Annotated in this window: 19 protein-coding genes and 1 pseudogene; 13 read left to right on the forward strand and 7 right to left on the reverse strand. The window is 71.8% G+C overall.

All coding sequences use genetic code 11. From position 1 onward, the window contains the following. The first annotated feature begins 62 nt into the window (after nt 1-62). The gene (locus ABZU46_RS09495; RefSeq protein ID WP_354855988.1) at nt 63-455 is read left to right on the forward strand and encodes a type II toxin-antitoxin system RelE/ParE family toxin; all 393 of its coding nucleotides are present in this window, start codon (nt 63-65) and stop codon (nt 453-455) included. Next, the gene (locus ABZU46_RS09500; protein WP_354855989.1) at nt 455-769 is read left to right on the forward strand and encodes a helix-turn-helix transcriptional regulator; all 315 of its coding nucleotides are present in this window, start codon (nt 455-457) and stop codon (nt 767-769) included. Before ABZU46_RS09495 ends, ABZU46_RS09500 begins: the two co-directional genes overlap by 1 nt. An 82-nt stretch (nt 770-851) precedes the next feature. Here ABZU46_RS09500 and ABZU46_RS09505 read toward each other — a convergent pair whose 3' ends face one another. Together ABZU46_RS09505 and ABZU46_RS09510 are read right to left on the reverse strand one after the other, a co-directional pair. Then, the gene (locus ABZU46_RS09505) at nt 852-1547 is read right to left on the reverse strand and encodes a response regulator (RefSeq protein ID WP_354855990.1); all 696 of its coding nucleotides are present in this window, start codon (nt 1545-1547) and stop codon (nt 852-854) included. Further along, nucleotides 1544-3130 (reverse strand): sensor histidine kinase, encoded by a 1587-nt coding sequence (locus tag ABZU46_RS09510; protein WP_354855991.1) that lies wholly within the window; start codon nt 3128-3130, stop codon nt 1544-1546. Before ABZU46_RS09510 ends, ABZU46_RS09505 begins: the two co-directional genes overlap by 4 nt. Nucleotides 3131-3212: 82 nt before the next feature. On the opposite strand from ABZU46_RS09510, the gene ABZU46_RS09515 reads away from it, so the two are divergent. Further along, on the forward strand, nt 3213-4592 hold the full coding sequence (locus ABZU46_RS09515; protein ID WP_354855992.1) for a cation:dicarboxylase symporter family transporter: 1380 nt from the start codon (nt 3213-3215) through the stop codon (nt 4590-4592). Nucleotides 4593-4855: 263 nt separating this feature from the next. On the opposite strand, the gene ABZU46_RS09520 is transcribed toward ABZU46_RS09515, so the two are convergent. Next, entirely contained in the window at nt 4856-5266 is a 411-nt protein-coding gene (locus tag ABZU46_RS09520) for a hypothetical protein (protein ID WP_354855993.1), read from the reverse strand. Nucleotides 5267-5442: 176 nt separating this feature from the next. Between ABZU46_RS09520 and ABZU46_RS09525 the strand changes: the two genes are divergently transcribed. The 4 genes from ABZU46_RS09525 to ABZU46_RS09540 all read left to right on the forward strand — a co-directional run bounded on the left by ABZU46_RS09525 (nt 5443) and on the right by ABZU46_RS09540 (nt 11073). Beyond that, entirely contained in the window at nt 5443-5898 is a 456-nt protein-coding gene (locus ABZU46_RS09525; protein ID WP_354855994.1) for an RICIN domain-containing protein, read from the forward strand. 204 nt (nt 5899-6102) lie between these two features. After that, nucleotides 6103-7515 carry an FAD-dependent oxidoreductase gene (locus ABZU46_RS09530; RefSeq protein WP_354855995.1) on the forward strand — a complete coding sequence of 471 codons (1413 nt, stop codon included), beginning with the start codon at nt 6103-6105 and terminating at the stop codon, nt 7513-7515. 87 nt (nt 7516-7602) lie between these two features. Continuing rightward, nucleotides 7603-9774: an FUSC family protein gene (locus tag ABZU46_RS09535; protein WP_354855996.1), complete on the forward strand. Its 2172-nt coding sequence runs from the start codon at nt 7603-7605 to the stop codon at nt 9772-9774. Between the two features lie 261 nt (nt 9775-10035). After that, entirely contained in the window at nt 10036-11073 is a 1038-nt protein-coding gene (locus ABZU46_RS09540; protein ID WP_354855997.1) for an aminotransferase class V-fold PLP-dependent enzyme, read from the forward strand. Nucleotides 11074-11079: 6 nt separating this feature from the next. On the opposite strand, the gene ABZU46_RS09545 is transcribed toward ABZU46_RS09540, so the two are convergent. After that, complete coding sequence (locus ABZU46_RS09545) at nt 11080-12252, reverse strand: acyl-CoA dehydrogenase family protein (protein ID WP_354855998.1); 1173 nt, start codon at nt 12250-12252, stop codon at nt 11080-11082. 98 nt (nt 12253-12350) lie between these two features. Here ABZU46_RS09545 and ABZU46_RS09550 point away from each other — a divergent pair, with 98 nt between their 5' ends. The 3 genes from ABZU46_RS09550 to ABZU46_RS09560 all read left to right on the forward strand — a co-directional run bounded on the left by ABZU46_RS09550 (nt 12351) and on the right by ABZU46_RS09560 (nt 15731). Beyond that, nucleotides 12351-13007, forward strand: coding sequence for a TetR/AcrR family transcriptional regulator C-terminal domain-containing protein (locus ABZU46_RS09550; protein WP_354855999.1), 657 nt, complete (start codon nt 12351-12353; stop codon nt 13005-13007). 103 nt (nt 13008-13110) lie between these two features. Further along, entirely contained in the window at nt 13111-14565 is a 1455-nt protein-coding gene (locus ABZU46_RS09555; protein ID WP_354856000.1) for an aldehyde dehydrogenase family protein, read from the forward strand. Further along, nucleotides 14562-15731: a zinc-binding dehydrogenase gene (locus ABZU46_RS09560; RefSeq protein WP_354856001.1), complete on the forward strand. Its 1170-nt coding sequence runs from the start codon at nt 14562-14564 to the stop codon at nt 15729-15731. The genes ABZU46_RS09555 and ABZU46_RS09560 overlap by 4 nt, the downstream gene beginning before the upstream one ends. Nucleotides 15732-15792: 61 nt before the next feature. Here the strand turns inward: ABZU46_RS09560 and ABZU46_RS09565 are convergent, their stop codons facing one another. Next, nucleotides 15793-16080, reverse strand: a complete 288-nt coding sequence (locus tag ABZU46_RS09565) for a hypothetical protein (protein ID WP_354856002.1) — start codon at nt 16078-16080, stop codon at nt 15793-15795. A 314-nt stretch (nt 16081-16394) separates the two neighbouring features. Between ABZU46_RS09565 and ABZU46_RS09570 the strand changes: the two genes are divergently transcribed. After that, nucleotides 16395-17384, forward strand: coding sequence for a hypothetical protein (locus tag ABZU46_RS09570; RefSeq protein ID WP_354856003.1), 990 nt, complete (start codon nt 16395-16397; stop codon nt 17382-17384). Between the two features lie 115 nt (nt 17385-17499). Here the strand turns inward: ABZU46_RS09570 and ABZU46_RS09575 are convergent. Continuing rightward, nucleotides 17500-17640 (reverse strand): annotated as a pseudogene (locus ABZU46_RS09575) (site-specific integrase); the annotation flags it as partial. A gap of 127 nt (nt 17641-17767) precedes the next feature. Here ABZU46_RS09575 and ABZU46_RS09580 point away from each other — a divergent pair. Both ABZU46_RS09580 and ABZU46_RS09585 read left to right on the forward strand, forming a co-directional pair. Continuing rightward, nucleotides 17768-18112: a hypothetical protein gene (locus tag ABZU46_RS09580; RefSeq protein WP_354856004.1), complete on the forward strand. Its 345-nt coding sequence runs from the start codon at nt 17768-17770 to the stop codon at nt 18110-18112. Between the two features lie 133 nt (nt 18113-18245). Next, nucleotides 18246-18785 (forward strand): alpha/beta hydrolase, encoded by a 540-nt coding sequence (locus tag ABZU46_RS09585; protein ID WP_354856005.1) that lies wholly within the window; start codon nt 18246-18248, stop codon nt 18783-18785. 6 nt (nt 18786-18791) lie between these two features. Here the strand turns inward: ABZU46_RS09585 and ABZU46_RS09590 are convergent, their stop codons facing one another. Continuing rightward, nucleotides 18792-19529 (reverse strand): phosphotransferase, encoded by a 738-nt coding sequence (locus tag ABZU46_RS09590; RefSeq protein WP_354856006.1) that lies wholly within the window; start codon nt 19527-19529, stop codon nt 18792-18794. Nucleotides 19530-19535 lie beyond the last annotated feature (6 nt).

Genomic DNA, 19535 nt, shown 5'->3' on the forward strand with positions numbered 1-19535 from the left:
TCTTGACCCCGCCACCGCATTAGAGCGCAGCGGTTCTGTATAGCTCAGGCTATAGTTGGTCCATGTCTCATGAGCCGCCACGTCGCTGGGCGATCAAGACGACAACGGATGTCCGTAACTGGTTGCGATCCCTGCGAGATGCCGACCCTGCGACGTACCGGTCCGTCAACGTAGCGATCGACATGCTCGCGGATACCGGTCCGGCCCTGGGGCGGCCACTGGTCGACACCCTCAAGGGCTCGACCATCAGCAACCTGAAAGAGCTTCGACCGAGATCCGGAAGGGACGTTGCCGTTCGGGTGCTGTTCGTCTTCGATCCCTGGTCCCAGGCCGTCCTGCTGGTGGCCGGCAACAAGGCGGGAGATTGGAATCGATGGTACGACAAGGCGATTCCGGTGGCCGAGATTGCGTACGAGGGCTGGCTTGCCTTCGAGAAGAAGCGGAGGGAGGGCTGATGAGCGACTTCCATGATTGGAACGACATCCGGGCCGAGCTGCACGACGGGGACGATGAAGCGCTCGACGCCGAACGTGCCCGTACCGAGGCGTGGATCAGCGCGTTCCACCTTGCCGAGGAGCGGAAGCGGTTGGGCTTGACCCAGCGGCAGGTGGCCGAGCTGATGGGTGTCACGCCCGGCCGAATCAGCCAGATCGAGAACGGTGATCTGGAGGCTAATGAGGTCGCGACACTGAGTCGGTATGCGCGAGCGCTCGGCGCCCGAATGCGGATCATCTTCGACTACGGCGACGACTTGCGCCAGATCGCCTGATCTGACGATCAGCACATGTGCAGGCCACAGCAGCCGTTGATCACTCAAGCATCCACCCGGCGCCGCTTGACGTCGCGTTGCGTCAGCGGGGGCGGTACTCGACCTCGGGGCGGCCGGGGGTGCCGTAGCGGGGGGTGCGCACCGCGCGGTCGATGGTGACCAGGTACTCCAGGTAGCGGCGGGCGGTCACCCGGGAGATGCCGGTCGCCGCGCTCACCTCGGTGGCGGACAACCCCGCCCCCGGGCCGGATCCGTCGGCCAGCGCCGCGCGTACCCGATTGAGGGTCTGCGCGTCGAGGCCCTTGGGCAGGCTGTGCCCGGCGGTGCCGCGCAGGGTGGCGAACATCCGGTCCACGTCGTGCTGGGCGGTCACCTCACCGTCGGCGAGCGCCTGGGCGCGGTAGTCGGCGTAGCGCTCCAGCTTGTCGCGGAACGCCGCGAACGTGAACGGTTTGAGCAGGTAGTGGGTCACCCCGAGGGACACCGCGGTGCGCACCACCGCCAGGTCCCGCGCGGAGGTCACCGCGAGCACGTCGACGCTGCTGCCGGCCGCGCGCAGCGCCCGGCAGACGTCCAGGCCGTGCAGGTCGGGCAGCCGAAAATCCAGGAGTACGAGGTCCACGTCGCCGCCGCCACCCGCGCGCAGAGCCGCCATCGCCGCCCGCGCGGTGTGCGCCACCCCGACCACCACGAAACCCCGAACCCGTTCGGTGTACGCGGCGTGCGCCTCGGCCAGCAGCGGCTCGTCCTCGACGACCAGCACCCGGATGTCGGTCATCGCGGGGCACCGCCGACCGGTAGTCGGACCGTGAACAGGCTGCCGCCGTCGTCCGAGCGGGCCACCTCGTGCCGGCCACCGTGGCGGCGGACCACCTGCCCGATCAGCGCCAGACCGAGACCCCGGCCGCTGCTCTTGGTGGACCAGCCGCGCCGGAACGCGTCCGCCACCCGGTCCTCGGCCAGCCCGGGGCCGCTGTCGGCGACCCGGACCACCAGTTCGTCGTCGACGGCGCCGACGAAGACCCGCACCGTACGCGGCGGGGGCGTGCCGGCGACCGCCTCCAGGGCGTTGTCGATCAGGTTGCCGACGACGGTGAGCAGGTCGTTGGTCGGCAACGGGCTGTCGTCGAGGCGGCAGTCCGGCTCGATGACGAGGTCCACGCCGCGCTCGCCGGCCTGGGCGGACTTGCCGAGCAGCAGCGCGGCCAGGGCCGGCTCGGTGACCGCGTCGACCACCCGGTCGGTCAGCTGCTGCGCGAGGGCCAGGTCCCGGGTGCCGAGCCGGACCGCCTCGTCGGCGCGGCCCAGCTCCACCAGCGTGAGGACGGTGTGCAGGCGGTTGGCCGACTCGTGGGTCTGCGCCTGCAACGCCTCGGTCAGCGCGCGGACCGAGTCCAGCTCGCTGGCGAGGGTACGCAGCTCGGTCTGGTCGCGCAGGGTCAGCACGGTGCCGAGCGGCGCGCCCTCGAAGCGAGCGGTCCGCTGGTTGGCCACCAGCACCCGGTCACCGGCCAGCATGGGCTCGTCGAGGGCGTCGCGCCCGGAGCCGAGCAGCTCGGCCACGGCGGGCGGCAGGTCGATCCCGGCGACCGGCTGGTCGGTGACCGGCTCGTCGGCGTCGAGATCGAGCAACCGCCGGCCCTCGTCGTTGATCAGCGCCACCCGCCGATCGGTGGTCAGCACCACGAGACCCTCGCGCACCGAGTGCAGGACAGCGTCGTAGTACTCGTACATCCGGGTCATCTGCGCCGGTCCCAGGCCGTGGGTCTGGCGACGCAGCCGGCGGCTGAGCAGCCACGATCCGGTCGCGGCGAGCGCGAGCGCCGGCGCCGCGACGCCGAGCAGCACGGGGAGCTGGCGCAGGAGCTTGCGGTTGATGGCCCGGGTGGTGATGCCCACCGAGACCAGGCCGACGATGCGCCGCTGCTCGTCGTACACCGGCACCACCGCGCGCACCGACTCGCCGAGCGTCCCGACGTTGGTGGTGGTGAACGGGTGCCCCGCCAGGGCGGGCCCGATGTCGCCGACGAACGGCTCGCCGATGCGGTCCCGGGTCGGGTGCGAGAAACGGGTGCGGTCGGGGGCCATCACGACCACGAAGTCGGTGCCCGTGGCCAGCCGGGTCGATTCGGCGTACGGCGCAAGGATGCTGGCCGGGTCGGCGGTCGTGAGGGCCGCGCGGACGTCGGGGGAGCGGGCCACGGTCTGCGCCACCGCGAGCACCTCCTCCTGCGCGGCCTGGCGGGAGTCGACGCGGGCCAGCCAGACGGCGCCCGCCGCGCCGGCCAGCACGAGCAGCGTCACCACCACCGCCTGGAGGGCGAAGAGCTGCCCCGCGATGCTCCACTGCCGTCGGGCCACCTCCATCACCTCCTCGGATTTTCGCGGTGAACAGAATGACCGCAAATTTGTCAACGGGTGAGACGCGCTTCACATTGTCGACATGGACACCACCGCATCCACCACCACGGCGGAGCCGTCGGCCCGCCGGGACCGTACCCGTTACCTGTACCTGGCCGTCATCGTGGCCGTGCTCGCCGGCATCGTGGTCGGCCTGGTCGCCCCCGATTTCGGCAAGGAACTCAAGCCGATCGGCACGGGCTTCGTCAACCTGATCAAGATGATGATCAGCCCGGTCATCTTCTGCACGATCGTGCTGGGCGTCGGTTCCGTCCGCCAGGCCGCGAAGGTCGGCAAGGTCGGCGGCCTGGCGCTCGGCTACTTCCTGACCATGTCGACCGTCGCGCTCGCCATCGGCCTGGTCGTCGGCAACCTCATCCACCCCGGCTCCGGCCTGGACCTCGGCCAGGACCTCGCGGGCGCGGGCAAGGCCGCCGCCGGTGACGAGGCCGGCGGTACGGCGGAATTCCTGCTCGGGATCATCCCGACCACGCTTTTCTCCGCGCTCACCGAGGGGGAGGTGCTCCAGACGCTGCTGGTGGCGCTGCTCGTCGGCTTCGCGGTGCAGGCGATGGGCCGGCGCGGTGAGCCCGTGCTCGGCGCGATCGCCGTCCTCCAGCGGGTCGTCTTCAAGGTCCTCGCCATGATCATGTGGCTGGCGCCGATCGGCGCGTTCGGCGCGATGGCGGCCGTCGTCGGCGCGACCGGCGTGGACGCCCTCAAGAGCCTCGCCCAGATCATGCTCGGCTTCTACGCCACCTGTCTGATCTTCGTGCTGGTCGTCCTGGGCGCGTTGCTGTGGTTCGTGGCCCGGATCTCGATCTTCTCGCTGCTGCGCTACCTCGGCCGGGAGTTCCTGCTGATCCTGTCGACCTCGTCGTCGGAGTCGGCGCTGCCCCGGCTCATCGCCAAGATGGAGCACTTCGGCGTGAGCAAGCCGGTCGTGGGCATCACGGTGCCGACCGGGTACTCGTTCAACCTCGACGGCACCGCGATCTACCTGACGATGGCGTCGCTGTTCATCGCCGACGCGCTCGGCAAGCCCCTGGCTATCGGCGAGCAGATCTCGCTGCTGCTGTTCATGATCATCGCGTCGAAGGGCGCCGCCGGAGTCACCGGCGCCGGGCTGGCCACGCTTGCCGGTGGCCTCCAGTCGCACCGGCCGGACCTGGTGGACGGCGTCGGGCTGATCGTCGGCATCGACCGGTTCATGTCGGAGGCGCGGGCGCTGACGAACTTCGCCGGCAACGCGGTGGCGACCGTCCTGGTGGGAACCTGGACCGGCGAGTTCGACCGGGACCGGGCGGCCGGCGTGCTGCGCGGCGACGACCCGTTCGACGAGGCCACCATGCTCGACGACCACGACGACGAGTCGGCGGCACGCCCCGACGAATCGACCGCGCCAGCTGGCGTCCCGGCCTGACCGTCCCGGGGGGTGATCGACTCCAGGTCGGCGATATCGGGGTATCCAAGCTTGTAGGACACCCCGATATCGCTGATCTCGTGTCGATCTTCACCGAGAGGTTGACCTCCGGCTGACGACAGAGACCAAATGCTCCCGTGCGACACGACCTCGGCACCCGCCACCGCTGGCAATCTTGGACACTTTCCGTTAGCTGCTAACGGAAACTGTCCAAGATCTACCCTGTCAACCGCCTCCCGCGCCCCGGACGGCGTCGCCCTGGGTCAGCTCGTCGACCTCAGGGCCGCCGCACGGAACTTGGCTGGTGGCAGGTATCCGTGGGCGTCCACGTAGTGGAGCAGGAGCTGAGGAGCGGCGTACGCGACGTTGTCGCCCCGCACCTCGAATTCGGCGCTCTCGCGGGCGATCATGCCCTCCCGAATGGCTTCTCTGGCGTCGTCGCCCAGGTCCCGGATGCAGATCTCGCAGTAGTGGTGTCCCCGTGTCTGGCGGACTCGCACCTTGGCCAGTTCCGTCAGAGCTGGCATCAACCCGCCCGGGGGAGCGCCGGTCGGGAACGGATGCGAGGCGTCCAGCCAGCCGACGTTGAGCAGCGGCTCGTCGGATGGCCCACGCCCGTCCTCGTCATGCCGCTTGAGGTACGTGTACGGCGTCAGGTCCACGAAGTAGGTCACGGGTTCTGTGTACCCACCCTCCGCGCACTTGACAGGGGGTGTGTGAGCGTTAACATCGATAAGCGCCATGCATCGGCTCGGCCACCGTCACCGACCTGTGGTCCGGCGCCGGTCTCGGCACCGTCACCGGCACGCTCACCCGATCCATCCCCGCCCACGGGAGCGGCCTGTACCGGGTGGCGCCGCTGACCACCGCCCCCACGCCGACCACCTACACGGTGGCTGCGCGGCACAGCGGCAAGCTCCTCGACGTCTTCAACGCGTCCACCGCCGATGGCGCCAACGTCGTGCAGTGGGGCGCCAACGGGCAGGCCAACCAGCGGTGGCGGTTCCAGGACGCCGGTGGCGGCTACTCGACGGTGACAAGTGTCAGCAGCGGCAAGTGTCTCGACGTGTACGGCGGCGGGGGCGCCACCGCCGACGGCGTCCGCGTGATCCAGTGGACCTGCAACGGCGGCACCAATCAGCAGTGGCGCGTCGAGGACCTCGGAACCGGCTACGTCAGGCTCGTGGCCCGCCACAGCGGGAAGTGTCTCGACGTGCTGAACGCCGCCACGGCGGACGGTGCTCAGGCCGTGCAGTGGACGTGCGGCACCGGCGCCAGCCAGCAGTGGCGACGCACCACCGCGTAGCGCGCCGTCGGCCCTCGCGGCGGTAATGCGCCGCAGCGGGCGCGGATCCTCGTCACGTCGCTGCCGACGGTCTGGGCGCTGATCGCGGCCGGCACACTGCTGGCACGGCGCTACGCCAGCGGGCCAACTGAAGGCTGACGGCGGGCGCTGCGGTGGTTACGGTCGTGGATGCCGAGGTTTCCCGACCGTTCGAGGAGTGATCGCATGGCCCCCTCTCCGTCCCGGCTCTTCGCGGAGATAGCGACGGCCGAACGACCGGCCGAGACCAGAGTGGTCATGCGGCGAGCGGTGGTGCTCGGCGGCAGCATGGCCGGGTTGCTGGCGGCCCGGGTTTTGAGCGATCACGCCGAGGAAGTGCTGATCATCGAACGGGATCCGTCCAATGTCGACGCCGGGCCTCGGCCGGGGGTGCCCCAGGGCAGCCAGGTGCACGCGCTGCTGCCCGCCGGCCAGGTCCAGTTGGAACGCTGGTTTCCCGGCATCGCCGACGAGGCGCTGGCGCTCGGCGCCCCTCCGCCGCCGCGCGACCAGGGCACCGCGAAGGTCTTCATCAACGGCGTACTGGGTCTGCCGCCGGCAGCGACCGGCACCGGGCCGGCGTTGATCACCACGCGTCCGTTCCTGGAGGCGCTGGTCCGTCGGCGGACCCTCGCCGTCGACAACATCCAGATGGTGTACGGCCGGGCCGAGGGCCTCCTCTTCGACGAGCGGCGCGTCACCGGCGCCCGGTACGTGCCCGAGGGCGGCAGCGAGCCGGTCGTCGAAACGGCGGACCTGGTGGTGGACGCGATGGGCCGGTCCAGCCGGTTGAGTGACTGGCTGGCCGAGGAGGGGTGGCCGCGCCCGCCGATGCACCGTATGCCGATCAAGCTGAACTACGCGACGGCGCTCTACAAGCGCGACGAGAAGGTCAGCGACGCTTGGGTGGCGGTCTTCCACACCATGGCGGGCAAGGGGCGTACCGCCCGGATCGGCGGGATCAACTCGGTCGAAGGGGACCGTTGGATCATGCTGGTCGCCGGCTACGACGGGGACCGGCCCAGCCGCGATGTCGCCGACTTCACCACCCGCTGCCGGAAGCACTACCCGCAGATGTTCGGCGACATCGCCGAACACGGCGAGATGCTCGGCCCGGTGGTCACGTACCACCAGGCGGACAGCCGACGCCGCGACTTCCATGAGCTCGACCGCCTGCCCGCCGGGTTGGTCGCCGCCGGTGACGCGGTCGCGTCCTTCAACCCGGTGTACGGCCAGGGCATGACCTCCGCGACGCTGCACGCCTCCTGCCTGTCAAACTATCTGCGGTCCGGGCCGAAGCCGCACGACGAGCCCGCGCGGGCGTACTTCGACCAGGTCCGCGTGGTGGTCGACGCCGCCTGGCAGGTCTCCACCACCGCCGACATCGAGCTGCCGCACGTCGACGGGCCGTACCCGCCCGGTTACCGGGTCACCAAGTGGTTCGGCGATCTGCTCTTCCGGGCGTCGCTCACCGACCCGGTGCTCAACGCCCGGTTGGGGCGGGTGACCACAATGCTCGACCACCCGGCCGCCCTGAGCCGCCCCGGCACCCTGTTCCGGGCGCTCCGCTTCGGCCTGCGCGGCCGCTCTCGGCGGTGATTCGTCGCCAAACCCGCAGCCCGTGGCGGGGTGCGGTGGAGAATGGTGGGTCGGGAAGGGGTGCCGCGACGAACCGGGGGAGCAGGCGTGCTCGCAACCAGCCTCCTTGGCCGGCTGCGCCGCCGTGACCCGGGGGACGCCGTCCTGCGGCGCGCGGTGCGCCTGACGCTCGTCGCGTCCGTCATCTTCTACGCCTGCCGGTACGGGGCGGGCAGCCCGGTGCTCGCCACGTACGGGCTGTTCGGCGCGATCGCCGCCGGGTCGTTCGCCCAGTTGCCCGGTCCGGCGCCGCAGCGGGCGCGGATCCTCGTCACGTCGCTGCCGGCGGTCTGGGCGCTGATCGCGGCCGGCACGCTGCTGGCGTGGAGCACGTGGGCGGCGGCCGGCGGGATGCTTGTCGTCGGGTTCGTCGTGGCGTTCGCGGGGGTCGGGAATCCACGCCTGGTGGGTCTGGCCAGCGCGTTCCAGCTCTTCTACATTCTGGCGTCCTTTCCGCCGTACCAACCGGACACCCTGCCGCAGCGACTGGGCGGGGTCACGCTCGCGATCGTGCTGCTCGCCGCGGCCGAGGTGCTGCTCTGGCCCGACCCGGTGCCGGTCACCTTCCGGCAGCTGCTCACCCGGGCGGCGGACGGCGTCGGGGCGTTCCTCGACGACGCCGCCGACGCGCTGACCGACCCGCACGCCGGTCACGCTGGTCGGGACAGCCGGCGCGCGCGGGCGTACGACCTGGTGGCCCCGCTCGGTCTGGGCCGCAACCCGCCGGAGCGGGCGCCGACCGCGGCGGGCGCCCAGGACCGGGCTCTGCGGATCTCGGCGGCGGCGCTGCGGGAGGTGCTCGCCGAGGCGGACCGGCTCGCGGGGGACGCCCCGCCGGAGCCGATCGGAGAGCTGGCGGCGGCGCGGCTGGTGCGCACCTGCGCTGAGACGACCCGGGCCGCCGGCCGGAGCCTGTCACCGGGTGCGCCGCCGGTCGACCTCGCTGGCCTGGACGTCGCGATCCGCGCGGCCGAGGCCGCCTACCCGGTGGGGCGAGGTGGCGGCGCCGACGCGCCGGACGTACCCCGGATGTGCCGGGACGCGACCGCGCTGGCCCTCGCCGACCAGGTGCGGGTCTTCGCCGTCGGTGCCCGGGTCGCCGCCGGGGCACGGCCCGCCGGAGGCGAGGCCTACCCCAGACTTTTCGGGTACGCGCGACACAGCCCGTGGACGCTGTACTGGTGGCAGTTCCGCTCCCACCTTGCTCCCAGCTCCGCACACCTGCACAGCGCGCTTCGGCTGGCCGTGGCGCTGTCGGTCGCCCGGGTGGCTGCCGGGGTGTTGCAGCTCAACCACGGCTTCTGGGTGCTCCTGGCGACACTCACGGTCCTGCGGACCTCGGCCGCCGACACGCGCACCGCGCTGCGACCCGCAGTGCTCGGCACGATCGCGGGCGTCGTCGTCAGTGGCCTGCTGGTGCTCCTCGTCGAGGACCCTGTCGTGTACGCCGTCGTTCTGCCGGTCACGCTGCTGCTGGCGTTCGGTGTCGGTCGGCTGCTGGGCCCGGTGTGGCAACAGGCGCTGTTCACCCTGCTGCTGACGGTCGTGTTCAGTCAGCTCAGCCCCGAGGGTTGGCGGCTCGCCGAGGCCCGGCTGGTCGACGTCGGGCTCGGCGCGGTGATCGGTGTGCTCGCCGGCGTCGCCATGTGGCCGCGCGGTGCGAGCCGCGACCTGCGCCACAACGCCGCGCGTTACCTGACGGCCAGCGGGGACGCGGTCGAGCGGACCGTCGAGGCGGTGCTCGGCGACGCCCCGCCGCCCGAGGACGACCTCGATCGGGTCCGCCAGCGGATGGTCCTGGTCGACTCGTCCTACTGCCAGTACCACTCCGAGCGCCACGACCCGCAGCGCGCACGCGTGAACTGGGACGCCGTCCTGGGTGCCGGACAGCACGTGGTGCCCGGCGCCGAGTCGCTGCTGCGGCGCAACCCGCCCGGCTGCCTCGCCGGCTGGCCGGCGGCGGCGGCCCTGCTGCGGGACGCGGCCGGGCAACTGCGCTCGGCGTACGACGAGCTGGCCGGAGAGGTGGCACAGGGCCGGGCCGCGGGCCCGGTGCCGGCCCCGACCGACTGTGTCGACGAGGTGGACCGGGTCCGTCCGCTGCTCGGCGACGTCGACTCCTCGGCGGTACGGCACCTGGTGGAGGTCGATCGATGGCTCGCCGGCCTCGCCGACAGCCTCACCCGGATCCACCCGCCGGACGCGAACCGGCGTCGATGACGTCGCCGCCCGCGCCTGGCTGGTCTCCTCGGCGGCAGGTTGGTCGTGAGCGACATACCTCAGAGTCATATCTATACCTGAGAGTCATCACGCTCTCCCCGGTGCCCGGCTCCGGGTGGCGAGCGGCGGGCGCCGGGTGCGGGGTGCCGGGCGCAGCCCGCAAGCCCGCAAGCCGCCGGCAGTCCGCCGCCGGGAGCCCGCAGGCCGCGGGACTCCGATTGGCCGTGCCCCTGCGCGACGAGCCCGCCTAGCGTCGGTGGCATGGAGATCGCGCAGGCACAGCAGTTGTGGAAGCCGGAGCCCGGCTGGTTGAACACGGCCTCCTACGGGTTGCCGCCAGAGCCGGCCTGGACGGCGTTGCAGGAGGCCCTGGCCGCCTGGCGGGTCGGCAGCACGTCATGGGAGGGCTGGGGCGACTCGGTGCAGCGTTCCCGGAACGCGTTCGCCGGTCTGATCGGCGTGCCGGCCAGTGACGTGGCGGTCGGCGCGACCGTCTCCCAGATGCTGGCGCCGGTGGCGGCGGGGCTGCCGGCGGGGGCCACCGTGGTCGTTCCGGAGATCGAGTTCACCTCGAACCTGTTCCCCTGGCTGGTTCAGGAGGAGCGCGGCGTCACGGTCCGCACGGTGCCGGCGGACCGGCTGGTCGACGCGATCGACGCCGACACCGACCTCGTCGCGTTCAGCCTGGTGCAGTCGGCCGACGGCTCGGTCGCCGCGTACGACGAGATCGTGGCCGCGGCCCGCGCGCACGACGCGCTGGTGGTGGTGGACGCGACCCAGGCGTGCGGGTGGCTGCCGTTCGATGGCAGCCGGGCCGACGTGGTGGCCGTGGGCGGCTACAAGTGGCTGATGAACCCGCGCGGCACCGCGTACACCTATCTGGCCCCGGCGCTGCGCGAGCGCCTGCGCCCGGACGCCGCCGGCTGGTACGCGGGCCGCGACCCGCACGCCTCCTACTACGGCCCGCCGCTGCGGCTGGCCGACGACGCCCGCCGGTTCGACATCTCGCCGGCCTGGTTCAGCTGGGTCGGCGCGGCCCCCGCCATGGAGCTGGTCGCCGAGATCGGCGTGCCGGCGATCCAGGAGCACGACGTGGCACTGGCCAACCGGTTCCTGACCGGCCTGGGCCGGCCGCCGGGGGACAGCGCCATCGTCACCGTCGAGGTGCCCGGCGCGGAGCAGCGTCTCGCCGCGGCCGGCATCCGGGCGGCGGTGCGCGCCGGGCGGGTCCGCGCCTCGTTCCACCTCTACTCCACCGAGGCCGATGTGGACGCCGCCCTGGAGGCGCTGGCGGGGTGACGCGGTTCAGGCCAGGTGGCCACCGATCTTCGTGTACCCGCGCAGCAGGTCTCGCGAGATGATCAGCCGCTGCATTTCGTCGGTGCCCTCGAAGATGCGGTAGAGCCGCACCTGCCGGTACCAGCGCTCGATGGGCAGCTCCCGGGTGTAGCCCATGCCACCGTGGATCTGGAGCACCCTGTCGACCACCCGGTTGACCATGCCGGCGCCGTAGAGCTTGCCCATCGACGACGCGTGCCGCGGGTCGAGGCCCTGGTCGACCGTCCACGCGGAACGCAGCACCAGCCAGCGGGCCGCCTCCAACTCGGTCTCCGAGTCGGCGATCATCCACTGGATGGCCTGGTTGGTGCCGATCTTCGCGCCGAACGTCTCGCGGGTGTTGGCGTAGTCGATGGCCATCTGCAGGACCCGCTCGGCGATGCCGATGGCGTGCGACGGGATGGTGTAGCGGCCCTTGCCGATCCACTCCATGCCGAGGGTGAAGCCCTGCCCGATCTCGCCGAGGATGTTGCGGTGCGGCACGCGTACGCCGTCGAAGATCAGCGACGCGGGCCCGCCCTCGCCCATGGTCTGGATGAACTCCGAGCGCCAGCCCATCGCCCGGTCCACCAGGAACGCGGTCGCGCCGCCGTTGCGGGCGCCCTTCTCCCGGTCGGTCACCGCGACGACGATGGCGAAGTCGGCGTCGTGGCCGCCGGTGATGAAGGTCTTCTCGCCGTCGAGGATCCAGTCGTCGCCGTCGCGGCGGGCGGAGAGCCGGATGTTCGCCGCGTCCGAGCCGGCGCCCGGTTCGGTGATCGCGAAGCAGGACCGCCGCTCGCCCTCGATCGTCGGAATGAGGAATTCCTGCTTCTGCTCCTCGGTGGCGTGGAACAGGATGTTGTCCGCCTCGCCACCGAAGCGGAACGGCACGAACGTGTGGCCCAGCTCCGTCCAGATCAACGACTGGAGGACGGCCGGCAGGTTCATCCCGCCGTACTCCTCGGGGGTCGCCAGGCCCCAGAAGCCGAACTTGCGCGCCTTGAGTTGCAGCTCGCGCACCTCGGAGTGATCCAGGCCCGGTTGGTGCGCCCGCTCGCGGCGCAGCACCTCCGCCTCCAGGGGCATCACCTCGCGGCGGATGAACGACCGGACGGTGTCCCGTACCGCCCGTTCCTCGTCGGTGAGCGAAAAGTCCACGGTGGTCCTCCTGGCGTCGGCGCGGCCGGTCACCCCTAAACTAGCGGTGTAAGTTTTGATGCGTCCAGACCCTACGTCGCCGACTCGCGAGGAGCGCAGTGCCCCGACCCCGCCAGCCCCGGCTCACCCGGCAGCTGATCGTCGACACCGCCACGGCGCTCATCGACGCCGAGGGTCTGCCCGCGCTCTCCACCCGTCGACTCGCCGCCGCGCTGGGCGTGCAGGGCCCGTCGCTCTACAACCACTTCGCCACCAAGGACGAGATCCTCGACGCGGTCGCCGACGCGGTGACCGGCGCCGTCGACATCAGCGGCTTCACCGGCCGGGACTGGGCCGGCGCGCTGCGCGACTGGGCCTGGTCGTACCGGCGGGCGCTCACCGCGCACCCGAACATCGTGCCGTACCTGGCCCAGGGGCCCGGTCGCCGGCCGGCCGCCCTCGCCATGGCCGACGCGGTCTACGGCGGCCTGGTCCGCGCCGGGTGGCCACCGGCCCGCGCCACCCACATCGGCGCGGCGCTGCGCTACTTCGTGGCCGGCTCGGCGCTCGGCTCGTTCGCCCGCGGCTTCGTCGAGGATCCCGAGCTGTACGCCGCGCACTACCCGCACCTGCGCCAGGCGCACCGGCTCGCCGAGCACCAGCAGAGCGTGGACGAGGGCGCCTTTGCCCTCGGCCTGGACGCGCTGCTGCACGGCCTGGCCGCCGAGTACGTCCGCACCGTCGGGCCGGTGGAGTCCGGGCGGTCCAGCGGGTAGCGTCCAAACTCCCAGCGCTAGTTTCAGCGCCCGCCGCGACCCGTCGCCTTCGCCCGCCGCCCAGCCCGCCCCCATCGCCCGTCGCCACCCCGGAAGGGACGCCATGGACCTCGCCGCCCCGCCGTCGCTGCTGCCCGATGCCCTGCGCCTCCGGCGCCACCTGCACATCGGCGGCGAGTGGACGTCTCCCGCCGGCACCGACGTGATCGACGTGGAGAACCCGAGCACCGGCGAGCTGATCGGTCAGGTGCCCGCCGGCACCGCGGCCGATGTGGACGCCGCCGTCGCCGCCGCCCGCGCCGCCTTTCCCGGCTGGGCGGCCACCGCGCCCGCCGAACGGTCCGCGTACCTCGACCGGCTGCACGCCGCGCTCGCGGCGCGCGCCGACGACCTCGCCCGCACCGTCGCCGTCGAGCTGGGCGCCCCGCTCAAGCTCGCCACCCGCGTGCAGGTCGCGCTGCCGCTGATCGTGCTGCGCGACCACGTGGCGCTCGCCGCCCGGCCGCCGGTCGAGGAGACCATCGGCAACTCCCTCGTCGTGCGCGAGCCGATCGGCGTGGTCGGCGCGATCACCCCGTGGAACTACCCCCTGCACCAGGTGATGGCGAAGGTCGCGCCCGCGCTCGCCGCCGGCTGCACGGTCGTGCTCAAGCCCAGCGAGCTGACCCCGCTGACCGCGTACCTGCTGTTCGACGCGGTCACCGAGGCCGGTCTGCCGCCGGGTGTGCTCAACCTGGTCCCCGGCACCGGCGCGGCGGTCGGCGAGGCGCTCGCCGGGCACCCCGACGTCGACCTGGTCTCGTTCACCGGCTCCACCGCCACCGGCACCCGGATCATGCGACTCGCCGCCGACCGGATCGCCCGGGTCGCGCTGGAGCTGGGTGGCAAGTCCGCCAACGTGATCCTCGAGGATGCCGACCTGGCCGCCGCGGTCAAGGTCGGCGTCGGCAACGCCCTGATGAACTCCGGCCAGACCTGCACGGCGTGGACCCGGATGCTGGTGCACCGCGACCGGTACGCCGAGGCGCTCGACCTGGTCGCGACGGCGGTGGCCGGCTACCGCGTCGGCGACCCGTTCGACCCGGCCACCCGCCTCGGCCCCCTGGTCTCCGCCGCCCAGGCGACGCGGGTGCGCGGCCACGTCGAGCGGGCTCTCGCCGACGGCGCCCGCCTCGTCGCCGGTGGCCCGGACGCCCCGGTCCCGGCGCGGGGGCACTTCGTCGCCCCGACCGTCTTCGCCGACGTGCACCCGGACAGCGCGCTCGCCCAGGAGGAGGTCTTCGGCCCGGTGCTCGCCGTTCTCCCGTTCGACGACACCGACGAGGCCGTCGCCATCGCCAACAACTCGCGCTACGGGCTGGCCGGCGCGGTCTGGTCCGCCGACACCGAGGCGGCGCTCGCGGTGGCGCGGCGGCTGCGGACCGGCGCGGTCGACATCAACGGCGCGGCGTTCAACCCACTCGCGCCCTTCGGCGGCTACAAGCAGTCCGGCCTGGGCCGGGAGCTGGGCGTGCACGGGCTCGCCGAGTTCTGCGAGCTGAAGGCGATCCAGCGATGAGCGCCGCCGAGCCGACGGGCGTACCGGGGGTGGCTGCGGAGCAGGCGGCCGTGCCGGCGGTCAGCGCTGAGCCGGCGGGCGGGTCGGTCACCGTCCGCGCGCTGGTCGCGCGCGGGCCCGGCGCCGAGCTGCGGGTCGAGCGGGTACGCCTGCCCGCGCCCGGCCCCGGCGAGGTGCGGGTGACGATCCGGGCGGCCGGGGTCTGCCACTCCGACCTGTCCATGGTCAACGGCACTCTGGCCGCGACGTTCCCGCTGGTGCTCGGGCACGAGGCGACCGGCGTGGTGGCCGAGGCAGGGGCGGGCACCCGGCTGCCGGTCGGCACGCCGGTGGTGCTCAACTGGGCGCCCGCCTGCCGGACCTGCTGGTGGTGCCGGCACGACGAGCCGTGGCTCTGCGCCGCCAACACCGCCCCGACCGTGGCGCGCGGCGAGACCGAGGACGGCATCGGGCTGCACCTCACGCTGGGTCTCGGCGCGCTCGCCGAGGCGGTGGTGGTGCCGGAGAGCGCCGTCGTACCGATCCCCGCCGGGCTGCCCGCCGAGCAGGCCGCGCTGCTCGGCTGCGCGGTGCTCACGGGCGTCGGCGCGGTCGGCAACACCGCCCGGGTCGCGCCCGGCGAGTCGGTCGCCGTCATCGGGCTCGGCGGGGTCGGGCTCGCCGTTCTCGCCGCAGCCCGCCGGGCCGGCGCCACGACGATCCTCGCCGTCGACGTGGCCGAGGCGAAGCGGGACCTGGCCCTCGCCGCCGGGGCCACCGACTTCCTGCTCTCCGACGACCGGCTCTCCAAGGAGGTGCGGGCACGCACCGAGGGCCGCGGCGTCGACCACGCCTTCGAGTGCGTCGGGCGGGCCGCCACGATCCGGGCGGCGTGGCGGCTCACCCGGCGCGGGGGAGCGGTCACCGTGGTCGGCATGGGCGCCAAGGACGACATGGTCAGCCTCGGCGCGCTCGACATCTTCCACTCCGCCCGTACGCTGCGCTCCTCGGTGTACGGCTCGTCCGACCCGGACCGCGAGGTGCCGGTGCTGGCCACCGAGCTCGCCGACGGCGCACTGGATCTGCGCGTGCTGGTCAGCGGCACGATCGGGCTGGACGAGGCGCCCACCGCGTTCGACCGGTTGGCGCGGGGCGAGGGCGCCCGCTGGGTGGTCACACTGGACTGAGCCGAGCAGGCTCGCATGCGGGCCTGCTCGGGCCGGTGACGTCAGCGGCGATCAGTTTCGATCAGAAGGGTGGTGTGTCCTCGCCCATCAACGCCAGCACGACGCCACCCCTCCCGCTCTTGAGGCTCTGGACCACGACCTTGCCGGTGCTGCCGTCGGGCAGTTCCAACGTGAAAGCCTTCCCGACCGCGTTCTTGGGGCCGTTGCCGGCGCTGTTGGCGGGCCGGAAGTCGCCTGCCCACGGTCGAATCCCACCCTTGCGGGCGGGCTCGGCGAAGAGGGCGGCGGTGCCAGGGGTCCTGGTGCCGTCCGAGGAGAGAAGCACTGAGGCGCTGCGATAGGTAGCCATATGCGCCAAGGCTATCCCGGACTGCGCTCGATCGCGCCCCGCAACTGCCCCTAAACCGAACGGCCAGGGGAGCGATCGTGATCTGCTACCCCTTTGCGACGATCGTGCGGTGGCTAAGGGCCGAGCCAGACGCCGGTCGCTGAATCCGCAGCCTTGGTCCCTGGCGGAGCCGGATGTGTGCGCGTGCCCTCGGGCTGGACCGAGCTTGTCCTATCCCGGTGCTCTCATCCCGTCATGCATGTCGTCGTCTGTGGCGCACTCGTGGAGAACGGCGCGGTCCTGCTGGTACACCGCAGCCCATAAGGTTTACTTCTATGGTCCGCACCACACCTCCGCGTCCCCTGGACATCACCGCGCTCTTCCCCGAACTGCGGGAACATTCCATCACCGCTACCCGCCTGCATCCCCGACCCGGCGCTCCGACCGTTAGGGACAGCTCGGTCGGCGGACCGCTGCTGTGGCCGGCCGACGAGGTATGGCCGGTCTGCGACGACGCCGGGGCGCACGAGCCATACAACCTGGCCACCCCGGCCGCCCTGCGCTGCAGGCGGGAGATCCTCGCGACCGCAGAAGCCCGGGAGCCGCTGCCGGGCGGGTACTTCTTGACTGCGCAGGAGCGGGCCGAGCTCGATGCGGCCGACGCATTGGACCTGGACGACCTGATCGAGGACCCCATCCCGTTGGTCCCGGTCGCGCAGCTGTACCGACATGATGTCCCGGACTACGCCGGTCCGGACGGCACCGACCTGCTCCAGGTGCTGTGGTGCCCGGTGGACCACTCGGACCGGCACTACAGCCCTCGCGTCTTCCTCTTCTGGCGCGACAGTTCCGCCGTCGGCCCGCTGCTCGAAGCGCCTCCCGAGCCGCCGGTGATCAGCGACATGTACCTGCCGGTTCCGTGCGTGGTGCACCCCGAGCAGGTTCGCGAGTGCCAATACGCCGCTCTACTCCCCGATGACCTGCGCGAGCGGCTCGACGAGTGGGACGAAGACGATAGCCGTCCCCACTATCAGTATCAGACCGACTTGTCGCTGGCGCCGGGATGGAAGGTCGGCGGGTACGCGAACTGGTCACTGACCGATCCGTACCCGATGGATTGTGCTGCCTGCGGCACCACGATGACCTTGATTTTCACCGTGGGCTCGGGCGACTGGAACGGCATGCATTGCAGCTGGCGCCCGTCCGAGGAGAACCCGACCGTGTCCCCAGACATCGTCGGCGTGCAGATCGGGCGTGGCTACTCGCTGTACACCTTCCGCTGCCCCAAATCATTCGATCATCCCCCGGCGACCGCTATGCAGTGACGCGGCCTCCCTCCATGGCTTGCCGGCCTCCCAAGCGCACTCGACTCGACAGAGCCGCGAGCGCTGGGGGTGTCCCGGAAGCCATGTGTGCGGCGAGGATGTAGTTGTTGAGGTGCCGGTCGATGTTCTTGCGGGCCCGGTCGTAGCGCATGGTGGTGTGCGGGTCGGCGTGGCGAGCGGCGATCTGCACGTCGCGCAGGCTGACGCCGGCGTTGAGCATGGTCGTCACGAAGGTGTGTCGCAGCATGTGGGGGGCATCCTCGGCATTCGGATCCCTGCGGTCTGGGTCAGCGCGCAGAACGAGGTGATCGGAGGGTGCGGTGCCGGATTGGCGAAGCGGTACCTCGCTACCGGACTGCGCGGACGGTGCCTACTCTTCCGCCGTGGCGCGTACCCGAATCAGGAGCATCGTCGTCGAGGACATCGTCTACCGATGGACCGTCGGACTGGTCGATCCGAGCCGTGTCAAGGTCAAGGTCTGGCGCGACGGGCCCGGCGGTGCATTGCAGGTCATGGCGTTCTTTGATGACCCATGGCTGAACTATGGACCGATCATCACCGCACCTGCCGGCCGAGCGGCCGAAGTGTTCGAACTGAGCCCGATCGCCCCGGCTTTGGTCGCGAAGATCATCCGGCAGGCACTCGACATGGGCTGGCAGGCACATCACAACGCAACGACGCGGCTCCAGCTCACCCGCGACCGCGAACGGTTGGAGCCATCACCCTAGTGACAGGGCGCCGGACGCGACCGCTGTCCGCGGATGCGGATGCCGTTAGAACCTCGGGAGCGGCCGGCCCCCTGAGGCCGCACTCGCTTCTGTGGGTCACGCGGTTTGATCACGATGTCGATGCGAAGGGGGCATGGTGGGACGCAGAGCGATCATCTTCCACGGGACCGGCGGTAACCCGGACGTCGTCTGGTATCGCTGGCTGGCGGAGCGGCTCGAGGCTCGGGGTTACACCGTCGAGGTGCCGCACCTCCCGGGCGTCAACGTCGAGCCGATCGCGACGTTCCTGCCGACGGTGCTCGACGGGCGCCGCTTCGACGAGGACACGGTCCTGGTGGGCCACTCCGGCGGCGCGGCCCTGCTGTTGGCGCTCCTGGAGCATGTCGAGGTGCCCGTCGCCCAGGCGATCCTGGTCGCCGGCTACTGCACCCGGCCCAACACCAGCGAGGAACCGGTCCTCCAGGAGAGCTACGACTGGGCCGCGATCCGGTCGCACGTGCGCGAGATCCTCTTCATCAACTCCCGCGCGGATCCGTACGGCTGCGACGACCGACAGGGACGCGCCATGTTCGAGCGGCTCGGCGGCACCCAGATCGTGCGCGACGACGGGCACTTCGGCGACTACAACCAGCCATACGAGCGGTTCGAGCTGCTCGACCGACTCATCCCCTGACGTTCGTCACATCCGCGCCCGCAGCACGTCGACCTCGCAGCCGGGCGCCGAGGGGTCGAAGCCGTGCTCGGCCAGCCACCGGATCACCAGCAGGCTGCGCAACGACCACCACGCCCGGATCACGTCGAGGTCGACGTCGGCGCCGTAGCCGGCCACGACGTCGCCGAGGTGCTCCTCGTGTCCGAGAGTCAACGTGGCGAGGTCGAACAGGGCGTCGCCCCGGCTCGCCTCGGACCAGTCGAGCACGCCGGTGACCTCGTCACCGTCGACGAACACGTGGGCGACCTGCAGGTCGCCGTGCGTGAACACAGGTGTCCACGGCCGGAGTGCAGCCTCGGCGACGTGGCGGTTTCGGGTGACCAGGTCGGTGGGGAGAACGCCGTTCGCGACGAGCCACCGGCACTCACCGTCGAGCTGCGCGGCCAGCTCGTCGAGGCTCCGACCGGGCCAGGGTGGCAGCGGCGCGTCGTGCAACGCCCGTACGGCGGCGCCCGCCGCGGCCCACGCCGTCGGGGGCGCGGTCGACGGCTCGCCGAGGCGGCCGAGTGCCCTGCCGCGCAGGACGGCGAGCGCGAGCACAGGCGGGTTGCGCCACAGGACCTCCGGAGTTGGCACGGGCGCCATGGCCATTGCCGCGACCTCGACGTCCGCGTGACCCGGATCGGCGTCGATCTTGAGGAACACGTCGCCGACGCGCACGGTCGCCCGCTCCTGGTGGGCGACGACGACCTCGATCTCCTGCACGCTGGC

It is taken from the genome of Micromonospora sp. NPDC005197 (genome assembly GCF_040608295.1).
Lineage (GTDB): Bacteria > Actinomycetota > Actinomycetes > Mycobacteriales > Micromonosporaceae > Micromonospora.